The organism is Burkholderia sp. E168m15, from assembly GCF_016586105.1.
Classification (GTDB): Bacteria; Pseudomonadota; Gammaproteobacteria; order Burkholderiales; family Burkholderiaceae; genus Burkholderia; species Burkholderia orbicola.
The window spans coordinates 47,100-60,631 of sequence record NZ_BCPO01000117.1 but is presented as its reverse complement, the minus strand read 5'-3'; the positions used below and the strand labels follow the sequence as shown (position 1 = coordinate 60,631).

The window sequence follows — 13,532 nt, the reverse complement described above, 5'->3', positions numbered from 1 at the left end:
ACGCCGATCGCGGCTTCGTACACGGCGATCCGCGACGTCGTCGATTCGTACTGCGCTCGCGCTCGCGCCGCATCCAGTTCGGAGCCTCGCCCCGCGCCGACGCGCGCATTGATCAGCGCGAGCGTCTGCTTCTGGTTGTCGGCGTTCTCGCGGGCGATCCGCAACCGCTCCTGCGAGCCGCGCAGATCGACGTACGTGCTGGCGACCTCCCCCGCGATCGCGACGCGCACCGCACGCACGTCGGCCGCGCTGGCCGCCGTTTCCGCACGCTGCGACTCGATCGAGCGGCGCACGCGGCCAAACAGGTCGAGCTCCCACGCGGCATTGATCCCGACATTGGACGTCGGCGTATCGCGCTGGCTGCGCGGCGCGCCGAACGCCTGGTCCTTGCTCATCAGCTGATGGCCGATCTGGCCGCTCGCGGTGATCGTCGGATAGCGGTCGAACGTGGCCTGCGACAGCAGCGCATTCGACGCGTCGTAGCGCGATACGGCGACCTGCAAGTCCTGGTTCGCGGCGAGCGCCGCATCGATCAACCGTGTCAGCGTCGGATCGCCGAACCCGCGCCAGAAGGCGGCATCGGCGTCGGGCGACGTGTCGGTTCGTGTATCGGCCGGCGCCGCGTCACGCTGCGTGGCCGGACGAACATCGCGCGCGAACCGGGCGGCCGTGGCGGTATCGGGCCGTTTGAAATCGGGGCCCACCGCGCATGCGGCGAGCGTCACCGACATCGCGAGCGCGGAAAGACGGAAAGCGGCGCTCATCGGTTTTCTCCTTCGAGGGTGCCGTGCTGTTCGCTCCAGACGGCCGGCGTGCCGCCCGCAAGCTTGCGGATCGCCACATAGAACACGGGCGTCAGGAACAGCCCGAACAGCGTGACGCCCAGCATCCCCGCGAACACGGTGACGCCGGTGGCCGCCCGCACCTCGCTGCCCGCGCCGCTGCCGATCAGCAGCGGCACCGAGCCCGCGATGAACGCGACCGACGTCATCACGATCGGACGCAGCCGCAGCTTGCACGCTTCGAGCGCCGCTTCGACCACGCCCTTGCCCTGGATCTCGAGCTCCCGCGCGAATTCGACGATCAGGATCGCGTTCTTGCATGCGAGCCCCATCAGCACGACGAGACCGACCTGCACGAACACGTTGTTGTCGCCGCCGGACAGCCACACGCCGAACAGCGCCGCGCACATGCACACGGGCACGATCAGGATCACCGCGAGCGGCAGCGTCCAGCTCTCGTACAGCGACGCGAGCACCAGGAACACCAGCATCACCGCGAGCGGAAACACGACGATCGCCGCGTTGCTCTGCGTGACCTGCTGATAGCTGAGATCGGTCCATTCGAGCGTGATGCCCGGCGGCAGCACGTCCTTCGCGATCTGCTGCAGCTTCGCGATCGCCTGCGACGACGACATCGCCTTCGGATCGGCGTCGCCGATCAGGTCGGCGGCCGGATAGCCGTTGTAGCGCACGACCGGATCGGGGCCGTACGCGGGCCCGACCGTCACCATCGAGCCGATCGGCACCATCTCGCCCTTCGCGTTGCGCGTGCGCAGGTTCGCGATGTCGGCGGCCGTCTGCCGGTGGCCGGCATCCGCCTGCGCCATCACGCGATACACGCGGCCGAACACGTTGAAGTCGTTCACGTACATCGAGCCGAGATACACCTGCAACGTGTTGAACAGATCGGTCAGCGCGACGCCCTGCGCCTTCGCCTTCAGCCGGTCGACCTTCACCTCGAGCTGCGGGATGTTCGCCTGGTACGAGCTGACGGGATAGCTCATCCCCGGCGTCTTCGCGACCGCAGCCTGGAACGCCGTGAGCGCCTTCTGCAATTCGCCGTAGCCGAGCCCGCCGCGATCCTCCAGGTACAGCGAGTAGCCGGAGCCGTTGCCGAGGCCCTGGATCGGCGGCGGCATCAGCGCATAGGTGATGCCGCCATCGATCGCCGCGAAGCGCGCGTTCAGGTCCGCGTTGATCTGCGCGGCAGTGCGGTGACGCTGGTCGAACGGCTTCAGGATCACGTACGAGTTCGTGATGTTCGGCGTGTTCACGCCCTGCAGCGCATTCAGCCCGGCGAACGCCGGCACCATTTCGACGCCGTCGGTGCCGAGCGCGATCTTCGTCATCTGCTCGGTCACCGCGCTGGTGCGCGCGAGCGATGCGCCTTCCGGCAGCTTCGCGCCCGCGAACAGGTACAGCTTGTCCTGCACCGGGATGAAGCCGCCCGGTACCGCGTTGAACAGCAGCGCGGTCGCCGCGAGCAGCGCCGCATAGACGGCGAACACCACGCCGCGCCGCTTCAGCGTGCGCCCGACGACGCCGTGGTAGCGATCGGAACTGCGCTCGAAGAAGCGGTTGAACGGATGGAACAGCCAGCCGAATGCGCGGTCGAGCGCGCGCGTCAACGCATCCTTCGGCGCGCCGTGCGGACGCAGCAGCTTCGCGGCGAGCGCGGGCGACAGCGTCAGCGAATTGATCGCGGAGATCACCGTCGAGATCGCGATCGTCACCGCGAACTGCTTGTAGAACTGGCCGGTGACGCCCGACATGAACGCCATCGGCACGAACACCGCGCACAGCACCAGCGCGATCGCGACGATCGGCCCGGACACCTCGCGCATCGCCTGGTGGGCGGCATCGCGCGGGCTCAACCCCTGTGCGATGTTGCGCTCGACGTTTTCGACCACGACGATCGCATCATCGACGACGATCCCGATCGCGAGCACGAGCCCGAACAGCGTCAGCGTGTTGATCGAATAGCCGAGCAGGTAGAGCCACGCGAACGTGCCGACCACCGACACCGGCACCGCGACGAGCGGAATGATCGACGCGCGCCACGTCTGCAGGAACAGGATCACGACGAGCACGACCAGCACCACGGCCTCGATCAGCGTGTGCTGCACCGCGCGGATCGATTCGCGCACGAACACCGTCGGGTCCCACACGGGGCGGTACGCGACGCCGGGCGGGAAGCGCTTCGACAATTCGTCGAGCTTCGCATACACGGCCTTCGCGACGTCGAGCGCGTTCGCGCCCGGCGACAGGAAGATGCCGACCACGGCCGAATGCCTGTCGTTGAAATACGAGCGCAGCGTGTAGTCGCCCGCGCCGAGCTCGATGCGCGCGACGTCGGACAGCTTCACGACCTGGCCGTCGTCGCCGTTGCGCAGCACGATGTCGCTGAATTCCTGCACCGTGCGCAGACGGCCGCGCACGTTGATCGACACGAGGAAGTCGTTTTTCTTCGGCGACGGCTCCGCGCCGAGCTGGCCGGCCGACACCTGCACGTTCTGCTCGCGCACGGCCGCGATCACGTCGCTCGCGGTCAGCCCGCGCGACGCGAGCCGGTTCGGGTCGAGCCACAGCCGCATCGCGTAGTCGCCGGAGCCGTACACGCCGACGTCGCCGATGCCGGTGAGCCGCGACAGTTCGTCCTTCACGTGCAGCGTCAGGTAGTTGCGCAGGTACAGCGAATCGCGGCTGTTGTCAGGCGAATAGAGGCTCACGTACATCAGCGGCGTGGGCGACTGCTTCTGCGTGGTCACGCCGTACTGGCGCACCTCGTCGGGCAGGCGCGACAGCGCCTGGCTCACGCGGTTCTGCACGCGCACGGCGGCCGTATCGGGATCGACGCCCTGCAGGAACGTGACGACGACCTGCAGGCTGCCGTCCGACCCGGCAACCGACTTCATGTACATGATGCCTTCGACGCCGTTGATCGCCTCTTCCAGCGGTTCGGCCACCGACTCGGCGATTTCCTTCGGATTCGCGCCCGGGTACGTCGCGCGCACGACGACGCTCGGCGGCACGACTTCCGGATATTCGCCGGCCGGCAGCATCGGAATCGAGATCAGGCCGAGCGCGAAGATGACGATCGACAGCACGACCGCGAAGATCGGCCGGTCGATGAAGAAGCGGGAGAAATCCATCGTCTCGCTCCCGTCAGTGCGCGGCAGGCGCGCCGGCATCGGCCACGGCCTGCGTGCCGGCGCCGGGGTCCGCCGCGGCGCGTGCGGGCAGCGCCTTCGGCTTCACCTACGCGCCCGGATAGTAGATGCGCTGCACGCCGTCCACCACCACGCGGTCGCCCGACTGCAACCCCTTCTCGACGATCCGCTCGCCGTCGAGTTCGCGGCCGATCGTCACGTCGCGGCGCAGCGCCTTGTCGCCCGGGCCGATCACGTATACGTACTTGCGGTCCTGGTCGGTCAGCACCGCCTTGTCGTCGACCAGCAAAGCGTCCTGGTCGCGGCCGCTGACGAGCTGCACGCGCGCATAGAGGCCCGGCGTGAACGTATGGTCCGCATTCGGCAGCCGCACGCGGGCGCGGATCGTGCCGGTTTGCGGATCGAGCCGGTTGTCGAGGAAATCGACGGTGCCCGCATGCGGGAAGCCCGTCTCGTTCGCGAGGCCGACGCGCACCGGATCGGCGCCGATCGCGCGATGCGTCGGATCGGCGCGCCGCGCGTTGTAGCGCAGGTAGCTTTGCTCGTCGCAATCGAAATACACGTAGACGGGGTCCTGCGACACGACGGTCGTCAGCAGCGTGTCGTCCGCCCGCGCGAGGTTGCCGACGGTCGCGACCGCACGGCCGACCCGGCCCGCGATCGGCGCGCGCACTTCGGTGAAGCCGAGATTGAGCTTCGCGTCGGCCACGGCCGCATCGGCCGCCTGCAGATCGGCACGCGCCTGCTCCGCGGTGGCGCGCGCGTTGTCGAGTTCTTCCTGCGACGTCGCATGCGCGTCGATCAGCGTCTGCACGCGCTTCAACTGCACGTTCGCGAGGCTCGCGGCCGCGCGGGCGCGCTGCTGCTGCGCATTCGCCCGGTCGAGCGCGATCCGGTACGGGCGCGGATCGATCTCGAACAGCAACGCGCCCTGCGCGACCACGTCGCCCTCCTTGTACGCGACACGCTGCAGGTAGCCGCTCACGCGCGGCCGCAGTTCGACGGCGTCCACCGCTTCGACGCGCCCGTTGAATTCGTCCGCGAGGCGGATGGTACGCGGCGCGACGGTGGCGACGCCCACTTCGGGAAGCGGCTGGGCCGACGATGTGCCTTTGCCGTCGTGACAGCCCGACAACGCCAGCAACAGGGCGCAGGCCGCGCCCAATGGCGAGGTTCTGCGTAGGGAAAAGGAGAGCATGATGCCTCGCGACGGGTTAAACTGCCGCGTAGCATAAAAGTTGAAGTTAACTTCAAGTCAAGCTTTCCCGGAGGGCGTCATGGGTATCCAGGAAACCCCGCAATGGCCGCTGATGTCGATCCGCGAAGTGGCCGCGCGCAGCGGCGTGCCGGCGTCGACGCTGCGTTTCTACGAGATGCGCGGGTTGATCAAGTCGCACCGCAACGGCTCGAGCCATCGCCACTATTCGCGTGCGGTGCTGCGGCTGATCGCATTCATCGTGTTCGCGCAGAAGATCGGCTATTCGCTCGACGAAATCGCCGAACAGCTCGTCAGCCTGCCCGAGGACGCCGCGCCCAGCAACAAGGACTGGCAGCGGCTGTCGCGCGGCTGGAAGCAGCGCGTCGCGAGCCGGATCGAGGAGCTGCAGCGGCTCTACATCAACCTCGACGAATGCATCGGTTGCGGCTGCCTGTCGCTGAAACGGTGCAAGCTGACCAACCCGGAAGACCGCGCCGGCCGCAACGGGCCCGGCGCGCGGCGCTGGCTCGGCGACAAGCCGCCGACCGATGCCGAGTGACGCGCCGGCCGTACGCGCGCTGCGTCACCCGACGCGCCAGCCGCCGTTCACCGCGATCGTCGCGCCGGTGACGAACGACGCGCGCGGCCCGGCGAGCCACGCGACCGCGTCCGCGACGTCGTCCGGTTGTCCGGCGCGGCCAACCGGCGTCTGCACGCGGATCATTGCCGCGACGGCCGGCGCGACCCCGCTGTCGCCAAAGAAACGCGTGCCGGCGATATAGCCGGGCGCGACCGTATTGACCGTCGCGCCGCGCGGCCCGAGTTCGCGTGCCAGCGCGACGGTGAAGCCTTCGACGCCGGCCTTCGCGGCCGCATACGCGAGGCCGCCCGGCAACAGGCTGCCGGCGCGCGCCGCGATCGAACCGATGTTGACGATCCGCGCGGCGCGATCGGCCACGTGCGGCAGCACGGCCATCGTCGTCAGGAACAGGCTTTTCAGGTTCGCATGGAGCACCGCGTCCCACACGGCCTCCGCTTCGCCCGCCTTCGTATCCGCGCCGACGCGACCGGTCAATCCCGCGTTGTTGACGAGGACGTCGATACGCGGCCACCTTGCAACGATCGCGGCGACCACCGCTTCCGCGTCATGCCGCACGCTCAGATCGCCCACCTGCCCGATCGCCGCACCGCCGAGCCGCGCGACGGCCGCCTCCAGCCGCGCCGCATCGCGCCCGACGATCGCGACGCGATACCCGTCCTGCACCAGCCGGCTCGCGATTGCGAAGCCGATTCCGCTCGACCCGCCCGTGACGATGGCCGTTCGCTGCTGTTCATTGCCCGTCATGATCTGTCCTCCTGAGTATCGACGATTGACGACAGGGACATTCTGGGCAGCCCGGCGTGATAGGTAAAATACGAATTCGATGATCTACTGATACATGGACGGTATCGCATGATCGATCTGCGCCAGTTCCGGCAATTCATCGCGGTCGCCGAAACGCTCAGCTTCCGGCGCGCGGCCGAGCGACTGCACATGGCCCAGCCGCCGCTCAGCACGGCGATCCGCAAGCTCGAGGATGAATTGGGCGTCGCCTTGCTCGAACGCGACAACCGCGGCTCGCGGCTCACGCCGGCCGGCGAGGCCTTCCTGCTCGAAGCACGGCGCGCGCTCGAACAGGCCGAGCGCGCGGTGGCCGTGGCGCGCCGCGCGGGCGCCGGCCTCGGCGGCACGCTGCGGCTGCGCTTCGTCGACAGCACCGTGAACGCGCTGTTGCCGTTGATCCTCCGCGCGTTTCAGGAGCGGCATCCCAACGTCGATTTCCAGCTCGAGGAAGGCACGACCGCCGACCAGGTGCTCGCGCTGCGGCAGGACCGCACCGACGCCGGCCTCGTCGTGCTGCCGGTGGCCGATGCCGGCGACGTGCATGTCGAGCCGCTGCTGCGCGACCGGATGGTGGCCGCGCTGCCCGACGGCCACCGGCTCGCGCACCGCCGCCGCATCGCGCTGGCCGAGCTGGCGGACGAACCGTGGGTCATGTTTGCCGCGCACCACGGGCCGGGCATGCATGCGCTGATCGTGACGGCGTGCGCGCAGGCGGGCTTCGCGCCGCGGGTGGTCCAGCAGCCGCGCCAGATGCAGACGACGGCCGGGCTCGTCGCGGGCGGCATCGGCGTCGCGCTGATGCCGCGCCTGTTCGTGCCGATGCATCCGCAAGGCATTACGTTCTGCGAACTGAAGGATGCGGGCAGCCCGCTCGCGTACGAACTGGCGCTGGCGTACCGCACGCCATCGCCGCTCGTCGATGCGCTGCGCGAGAGCGCGCGGAACGCGGTGCGCGAACTGGGGCTGGTTGCCGCGACCTGACCGCGCGCATCGCGCGCGCGGCGCTCAGGCCCGGTCGCCGAGGAAGTTGAACACGACGCCGAGCACGGCCTCGCGGAACGCCTCCGGCCGCGTCGGCAGCGACGTGTACTCCAGCATCATGTGGCTGTACGACACCGTCGTGCCGATCGCGCTCGCGATCATGAAGAACAGCACGTTCGGATCGACCGGACGGATCGCGCCGGCCTCGACCGCGTCCGCCAGCAGCGGAAACATCGCGTCGTGATACGGACGCACGATCCGCTCCTGCAGCCGGTCGAGCCGCCCACCCTCCTCGGTCGCCGCAGTCGAGAAGAACATGCCGATATCGGGCTCCGCGAATTCGTGATCGACGCACAGCTCGAGCGCGCGCCGCACGCGGTCGCGATGCGGCAGCGACGACGCGCGCAACGCACGCAGCGCGTCGAACATCGGTTCGGCCAGCTCGACGATCTGCTCGACGACCGCCAGCCACAACGTTTCCTTGGTACCGAAGTGATGGGCGATCAGCGCCGCGTCGATGCCCAGCTCGCGTGCGACTTCGCGCACGCTCGTCGCGTCATAGCCGCGCTTCGCGAACGTGCGGCGCGCGGCCCGCAATATCACGTCCGGGCCGACGGACGCATCCGCCAGCGGCCGTCCGCGCGTACGCCGCTTCGACGGCGCGCGCTCAGTGACTTCTGCCACGTTTTTCCTGCTCCTTGAACGATTCGAATGCCCGTGTTCGGTCCCCGGTTTCACGTACCGGAAGCGGGCGGCCTGCCCCGCTCCGTTGACACGCGGAGCCGGGAAGCGCTAGGATCATACCTTATTCATCACTTGATGATTTATCCATGACAACCCCTACACGCATCGTCATCGTCGGCGGCGGGATCGCCGGGCTGCAGCTCGCGACCCGCCTGGGCGAGCGTCTCGGCCGGTCCGGACGCGCGCAGATCACGGTCGTCGATCGCAGTCCGACGCACATCTGGAAGCCGATGCTGCACACGATCGCGGCCGGCACGCGCGACGTCCAGCAGCAACAGGTGATCTTCCTCGCCCATGCCCGCGACCACGGCTACACATACCAGCCCGGCGAACTGAAGGGGCTCGATCGCACGCGCCGCCGCGTGCAGCTCGGCGAGATCCGCTCGCAGGACGGCGACGTGGTGATCGACGCACGCGAACTCGAATACGACGTGCTGATCCTCGCGCTCGGCAGCCAGGCCAACGATTTCGGCGTGCCCGGCGTGCGCGAGCACTGCTACTTCATCGACAGCCAGCAGCAGGCGGAGACCTTCAACGAAGCGTTGCGGATGCGGGTGTTCCGCAGCATCGCGCGCGACGAGCCGTTTCGCGTGGCGATCGTCGGCGCGGGGGCTACGGGCGTGGAACTCGCGGCGGAGCTGAGCCGCTTGCTCGAAGTGGCGCAGGCGTACGGCGACGACACGGTGCGCGAGCGATTGCAACTCACGTTGCTCGAAAGCGGCCCGCGCATCCTCAACGCGTTTCCGCCGAGGATTTCCGCATCGGCCCAGCGGCGGCTCGAACAGATCGGCTTTCGCGTGCTGACGTCGACGCGCGTCACGTCAGCCGACGCGAACGGTTTCCATTACGGCGACGGTTCGTTCGCCGAAGCCGACCTGATGGTGTGGGCGGCCGGCGTGAAGGCGCCCGATTTCATGCAGGCGCTGGGCGGGCTCGATACGAACCGCGCGAACCAGATCGTGGTCGGCCCCACGCTGCAGGCGACCGGCGACGAGCACGTGTTCGCGATCGGCGATTGCGGCAGCCTGCTGCCCGACGGCCAGGAGCGGCCGCTGCCGCCCACCGCGCAGGTCGCGACGCAGCAGGCCGAGCATCTCGCGAAGCATCTGCCCGCCTGGCTCGACGGCACGCCGATTCCGCCGTTCGCGTTCCACGATTTCGGCGCGCTGGTGTCGATCAGCGATTACGACGCGTTCGGCACGCTCGGGCAATTCGGTTTCTTCCGCGGCGGCTTCATCCAGGGGCGCTTCGCGCAGTTCAGCCACCTGATGCTCTACCGGCGGCACCAGCAGGCGCTGCACGGTTTCTCCAAGGCGACCTTGCTGTGGATCGCCGAACGGATCAACGGCTGGGTGCAGCCGCGCATCCGCCTGTCGTGATGCCGCGCGTCGCGGCACCGCGTAACGTTTCGAGGAACAGAGACATGAACAATCGTGTAGCGCCCTGGCTCATGACCGTCGCCGCAATCGGCAGCTTCGACATGCCGTCCGTTTCGTGGGGCGGGCCGCGACGGCGCAGCGTCACGCGCGACCGGCTGCCGTCGTGGGACGCGACGAGCAAGCCGACCATCAGCGTGCTCGAACGGCCCACGGCCGACACCGCGATGATTTCGTGGTGCGACGCCTGCACCGGGCACTACGGCTACCAGAAGTGGCGCCTGTTCACGACGCGCAAGCGCGGCGTGTGCGCGCTGTCGGGGCGACCGATCGAGATCGGCGACAGCGTCTATGCACCGCAACTGCTCGGCTCGACGCCCGGCAACGCCGCCGCGATGGTGCTCGCGGCGTGCATCGACGAAGCGCTCGCGGCCTGACCGTCAGGTCGACGTGGGCTGACCGGCGCCATAGGCCGGCGCGTTGTTCTGCCGTTCGAGTTCCGCATCGAGATGCGCGGCATGCGCGCTCGCTTCGGACTCCGACATCAGCTCGCCTTCCCACTTCGCGACCACCGCGCTGGCGATCGAGTTGCCCACCGCGTTCGTGGCCGAGCGACCCATGTCGAGGAACGTGTCGACACCGAGAATCAGCAGCAGCCCGGCTTCAGGGATGTTGAACTGGTGCAGCGTGGCCGCGATCACGACGAGCGAGGCGCGCGGCACACCCGCCATCCCCTTCGACGTCAGCATCAGGATCAGCAGCATCGTGATTTGCGTGCCGAGCGACAGGTGGATGTCGTAGGCTTGTGCGATGAACAGCGTCGCGAACGTGCAGTACATCATCGAGCCGTCGAGGTTGAACGAATAGCCCATCGGCATCACGAAGCTCGAGATCTTGCGCCGTACGCCGAAGCGGTCGAGCGCGTCGAGGATCTTCGGATACGCGGCTTCCGAGCTCGCGGTTGCGAACGACAGCATGAACGCTTCCTTGATCAGCGCGAGCAGCCTGAACACGCGGCGGCCGAGGAACAACAGCCCGGCCGCGACCAGCGTGGCCCACAGCAGCACGAGGCTCGCGTAGAAATCGCCCATGAACACCGCGAACTTCAGCAGGATCGACAACCCGTTGACCGCCACGGTCGACGCCATCGCGGCCATCACCGCGAGCGGCGCGAGCTTCATCACGTAGCCGGTGATCTTCAGCATCACGTGCGCGAGCTGGTCGATCGCCGCGACGAGGATCTTGCCGCGCTCGCCGAGGGCGGCAAGCGCCACGCCGAAGAACATCGAGAACACGACGATCTGCAGGATTTCGTTGTTCGCCATCGCCTCGGCGATCGACTTCGGCACCATGTGACCGACGAAATCCTTCAGCGTGAACTTGGACGTCGCGAGATGCGCGGACGCACCGATGTCCGGCAGCGGCAGGCCGAGGTTCTCGCCGGGCCGCAGCAGGTTCGCCATCAGCAGGCCGAGCAACAGCGAGATCAGCGACGCAGTGACGAACCAGCCGAGTGCCTTCACGAACACGCGCCCGACCGACGACGCATCGCCCATGTGCGCAATGCCGACGACCAGCGTCGAAAACACGAGCGGGCCGATCACCATCTTGATCAGCCGCAGGAACACGTCGGACACGAGCGAGATGTAGCCGGCGACTTCCGTGGCCGCCTGCTTGTCGGGAAGCTGCGTGTAGATCAGGTAGCCGACCAGGATGCCGGCTGCCATCGCGAGCAGGATCCAGCCTGCCGCGGACATTCGTTTGTTCATGACGGAATTCGCCGGGTGGCGATGGAGTTGACGGAAGGAAGGCGCGCGTGCCGCTCAGGCTGGCGGATGCCCGCTGACGGACGCGCTTGCCGCCGCACCGGCATTCGCGGCAACGCGAACGCCGGCGGCAGCGATTCGACTTGAAACGATCGCGTCAGTAGCCGATCGCCGAGCCGGCCGGGCGGCGCGGGTCGTTGTAGCCGTAGATGAAGCCGACACGCACGTTGCCGGACACCGACGAATCGTTCCCGGAACTCTGGCGGCTCGCCGCTTCGGTGCCCGGCAGGCCGACCATGATCAGCTCGGCGGCGCCCCACGGCGTCTGCTCGACCATCTTGTAGCCCATGTTGCGCAGGATCGCGAGCGTGTCGGGCGACAGGCCGTAGGTTTCGTAATAGACCGCGTCGGGCAGCCACTGATGATGGATGCGCGGCGCGGCCACCGCGTCCTGCGGCGTCATCCCGTAGTCGATCACGTTCAGCACGGTCTGCAGCGTGATCGTGATGATGCGCGAGCCGCCCGGCGAGCCAACCACCATGAACACCTTGCCGTCCTTCTTCACGATGGTCGGCGCCATCGACGAGAGCGGACGCTTGCCCGGCGCGATCGAGTTGCGCGTGCCCTGCACGAGGCCGAACAGGTTCTGCGCGCCGACCTTCACGGTGAAGTCGTCCATCTCGTCATTCAGGAAGAAGCCCGTGCCCGGCGCGATGACCACCGCACCGAAGCGGCCGTTGACCGTATAGGTCGTCGACACCGCATTGCCGTCGTGGTCGACGATCGAGTAATGCGTCGTTTCCGGCTTCTCGTGCACGCCGACACCGGGCTGCACGTCGATCGACGGCGTCGCCGTGTCGGCATGGATGCTCTTGCGGATCTGCGCCGCGTATTCCTTGCTCGTCAGCTTCGCGACCGGGTTGTCGATGAAGTCCGGATCGCCGAGCAGCGTGTTGCGGTCTTCGTACGCATGGCGCATCGCTTCGGTCATGTAGTGGACCGCCGCGGCCGAGTGATAGCCGAGCTTGCGCAGGTCATACCCTTCGAGGATGTTCAGCGTCTCGCACATCGTCACGCCGCCCGAGCTCGGCGGCGGCGCCGACACGAACTCGTAGCCGCGGTACGTGCACGTCAGCGGCGCCATGTCCTGCGCGCGATAGGACGCGAAATCGGCCGCCGTGATCACGCCGCCGCCGCGCTTGGCCGCCGCTTCCACGATCTTCGGGATCTCGCCGTGATAGAACGCGTCGGGCCCCTGCTCCGCGATGCGCTCGAGCGTGCGGGCCAGATCCTTCTGCACCAGGCGGTCGCCCGGCTGCAGCGCCGTGCCGTCCGGGCGCAGGAAGATGCGCGCGGCTTCCGGGTCCTTCCTGAAGCGCTCGACCGTCGTGTCGAGGATGTCGGTATCGCCGCGCGTCAGCACGAAGCCGTCGCGTGCGAGCCGGATCGCCGGCGCCATCACCTGCTGGCGCGTCAGCTTCCCGTACTTGCGCTGCGCGAGATCGAGGCCGGCCACCGTGCCCGGCACGCCGACCGCGCGATAGCCGTACAGGCTCTGGTCCGGAATCACGTTGCCCGCCGCATCGAGATACATGTTCGCGGACGACGCGGCCGGCGCGGTCTCGCGGAAATTGATGAAGCGGTCGCGACCGTCGGCCAGGTGGATCGTCATGAAACCGCCGCCGCCGATGTTGCCGCAGCACGAATTGGTCACGGCTTGCGCATAGCCGACGGCCACTGCCGCGTCCACCGCATTGCCGCCTGCCTTCAGGATGTCGACGCCGATCTGCGACGCGAAATGCTGCGACGACACCACCATGCCGTTCTTCGCTTCGACCGCCGGGTCCGACGCGGCGAACGCGCACACGCTCATCGCCGACAACAGGGTGAGTACTACGAGCCGCCTCATGACGGAATCCTCCAGACGAATAAACCGGGCCATGCCGGGATGCGTCGACGCGCGACTGGTTGTCGACGCTGCCGATTCGACATGTAATAAACAATACATTTCAGCGAGGCCGCGATCATATCATTCGCTTTTTTGTACCAAAACCTAGGGTAACCACTGAATTTAAAGCGAATCGTCCGGGACGGATCGGATGGCGTATGTTTGATTTATTACACACATGAA

At 67.7% G+C, this 13,532-nt stretch carries 11 protein-coding genes; 4 read left to right on the top strand and 7 right to left on the bottom strand.

All coding sequences use genetic code 11. The features are described from left to right. The 3 genes from JMF86_RS18765 to JMF86_RS18755 all read right to left on the bottom strand — a co-directional run. A partial coding sequence (locus JMF86_RS18765; protein WP_201317104.1) for a TolC family protein occupies positions 1-764 on the bottom strand: 764 nt, incomplete at its 3' end. Continuing rightward, positions 761-3,934: an efflux RND transporter permease subunit gene (locus JMF86_RS18760; RefSeq protein ID WP_011694779.1), complete on the bottom strand. Its 3,174-nt coding sequence runs from the start codon at positions 3,932-3,934 to the stop codon at positions 761-763. The genes JMF86_RS18765 and JMF86_RS18760, both read right to left, overlap by 4 nt. 106 nt (positions 3,935-4,040) lie before the next feature. Further along, positions 4,041-5,150 (bottom strand): efflux RND transporter periplasmic adaptor subunit, encoded by a 1,110-nt coding sequence (locus JMF86_RS18755; protein ID WP_374039673.1) that lies wholly within the window; start codon positions 5,148-5,150, stop codon positions 4,041-4,043. Between the two features lie 79 nt (positions 5,151-5,229). On the opposite strand from JMF86_RS18755, the gene soxR reads away from it, so the two are divergent. Next, the gene (gene soxR, locus JMF86_RS18750; RefSeq protein WP_011547392.1) at positions 5,230-5,709 is read left to right on the top strand and encodes a redox-sensitive transcriptional activator SoxR; all 480 of its coding nucleotides are present in this window, start codon (positions 5,230-5,232) and stop codon (positions 5,707-5,709) included. 24 nt (positions 5,710-5,733) lie between these two features. On the opposite strand, the gene JMF86_RS18745 is transcribed toward soxR, so the two are convergent. Beyond that, a complete protein-coding gene (locus JMF86_RS18745; RefSeq protein WP_011547391.1) occupies positions 5,734-6,495 on the bottom strand; it encodes an SDR family NAD(P)-dependent oxidoreductase in 762 nt (253 codons plus the stop codon). Positions 6,496-6,603: 108 nt separating this feature from the next. Between JMF86_RS18745 and JMF86_RS18740 the strand changes: the two genes are divergently transcribed. Continuing rightward, on the top strand, positions 6,604-7,515 hold the full coding sequence (locus JMF86_RS18740; RefSeq protein WP_011547390.1) for a LysR family transcriptional regulator: 912 nt from the start codon (positions 6,604-6,606) through the stop codon (positions 7,513-7,515). Between the two features lie 24 nt (positions 7,516-7,539). Here JMF86_RS18740 and JMF86_RS18735 read toward each other — a convergent pair whose 3' ends face one another. After that, complete coding sequence (locus tag JMF86_RS18735; protein WP_011547389.1) at positions 7,540-8,199, bottom strand: TetR/AcrR family transcriptional regulator; 660 nt, start codon at positions 8,197-8,199, stop codon at positions 7,540-7,542. A gap of 146 nt (positions 8,200-8,345) precedes the next feature. On the opposite strand from JMF86_RS18735, the gene JMF86_RS18730 reads away from it, so the two are divergent. Together JMF86_RS18730 and JMF86_RS18725 are read left to right on the top strand one after the other, a co-directional pair. Beyond that, positions 8,346-9,638, top strand: coding sequence for an NAD(P)/FAD-dependent oxidoreductase (locus tag JMF86_RS18730; RefSeq protein WP_011547388.1), 1,293 nt, complete (start codon positions 8,346-8,348; stop codon positions 9,636-9,638). Between the two features lie 44 nt (positions 9,639-9,682). After that, positions 9,683-10,072 (top strand): DUF3331 domain-containing protein, encoded by a 390-nt coding sequence (locus tag JMF86_RS18725; protein ID WP_011547387.1) that lies wholly within the window; start codon positions 9,683-9,685, stop codon positions 10,070-10,072. A 3-nt stretch (positions 10,073-10,075) separates the two neighbouring features. Here the strand turns inward: JMF86_RS18725 and JMF86_RS18720 are convergent, their stop codons facing one another. Together JMF86_RS18720 and ggt are read right to left on the bottom strand one after the other, a co-directional pair. Next, positions 10,076-11,404: a dicarboxylate/amino acid:cation symporter gene (locus JMF86_RS18720; protein WP_011547386.1), complete on the bottom strand. Its 1,329-nt coding sequence runs from the start codon at positions 11,402-11,404 to the stop codon at positions 10,076-10,078. A gap of 154 nt (positions 11,405-11,558) precedes the next feature. After that, complete coding sequence (ggt, locus tag JMF86_RS18715) at positions 11,559-13,310, bottom strand: gamma-glutamyltransferase (RefSeq protein ID WP_011547385.1); 1,752 nt, start codon at positions 13,308-13,310, stop codon at positions 11,559-11,561. Between the last annotated feature and the right edge of the window lie 222 nt (positions 13,311-13,532).

What these genes read in the sequence shown, in the direction of transcription:
- JMF86_RS18760 (WP_011694779.1), bottom strand. Translation starts at nt 3,934, where the DNA reads ATGGATTTCTCCCGCTTCTTCATCGACCGGCCGATCTTCGCGGTCGTG.
- JMF86_RS18755 (WP_374039673.1), bottom strand. Translation starts at nt 5,150, where the DNA reads ATGCTCTCCTTTTCCCTACGCAGAACCTCGCCATTGGGCGCGGCCTGC.
- soxR (WP_011547392.1), top strand. Translation starts at nt 5,230, where the DNA reads ATGGGTATCCAGGAAACCCCGCAATGGCCGCTGATGTCGATCCGCGAA.
- JMF86_RS18745 (WP_011547391.1), bottom strand. Translation starts at nt 6,495, where the DNA reads ATGACGGGCAATGAACAGCAGCGAACGGCCATCGTCACGGGCGGGTCG.
- JMF86_RS18740 (WP_011547390.1), top strand. Translation starts at nt 6,604, where the DNA reads ATGATCGATCTGCGCCAGTTCCGGCAATTCATCGCGGTCGCCGAAACG.
- JMF86_RS18730 (WP_011547388.1), top strand. Translation starts at nt 8,346, where the DNA reads ATGACAACCCCTACACGCATCGTCATCGTCGGCGGCGGGATCGCCGGG.
- JMF86_RS18725 (WP_011547387.1), top strand. Translation starts at nt 9,683, where the DNA reads ATGAACAATCGTGTAGCGCCCTGGCTCATGACCGTCGCCGCAATCGGC.
- JMF86_RS18720 (WP_011547386.1), bottom strand. Translation starts at nt 11,404, where the DNA reads ATGAACAAACGAATGTCCGCGGCAGGCTGGATCCTGCTCGCGATGGCA.
- ggt (WP_011547385.1), bottom strand. Translation starts at nt 13,310, where the DNA reads ATGAGGCGGCTCGTAGTACTCACCCTGTTGTCGGCGATGAGCGTGTGC.